Source organism: Snodgrassella sp. B3837 (genome assembly GCF_026535955.1).
Taxonomy (GTDB): Bacteria; Pseudomonadota; Gammaproteobacteria; order Burkholderiales; family Neisseriaceae; genus Snodgrassella; species Snodgrassella alvi_E.
In genome coordinates this window covers 1-442 of record NZ_JAFNPI010000013.1, presented here as the reverse complement: position 1 = coordinate 442, position 442 = coordinate 1, and the positions used below count along the sequence as shown (strand labels likewise).

Sequence of the window (442 nt, the reverse complement as noted above, 5' to 3'; positions counted from 1 at the left end):
ACATCGCGAAGTCCTGCGTAGTCAGGGACAACTGAACACCGAATTCAGATACGACCGCAACAGCCGCCTGCAACACAAACAAACCCGGCGTGGCCACAACACCATCCTGCCCGACATCCTCACCGACCGCCGCTACCAATACGACAACCTCGACCGGCTGGTGAGTAAAAAACATACCCGGCAAGGACAGACCGATTACCACTATGACGTCACCGGCCGCATCGAAAGCTGCCGCAACCAGGCCTACTGGGAAACCCTGCAATACGATGCCGCCGCCAACCTGCTGGATAAAAGACGCAACGAAAACAGCAACAGCGACAATCAGAATCTGGTCCGCTTTAACCAGCTACTCCACTTCCGTGGCCTGCAATACACCTACGACGCACACGGCCGTACCCACAGCAAACAGACCGCCAGCGGTACCCAGTATTACCACTACGAT

Annotated in this window: 1 pseudogene; it reads left to right on the top strand. The window is 56.1% G+C overall.

Annotation, left to right across the window (positions count from 1 at the left end):
* A pseudogene (locus J3U67_RS05065) lies at positions 1–442 on the top strand (hypothetical protein); the annotation flags it as partial.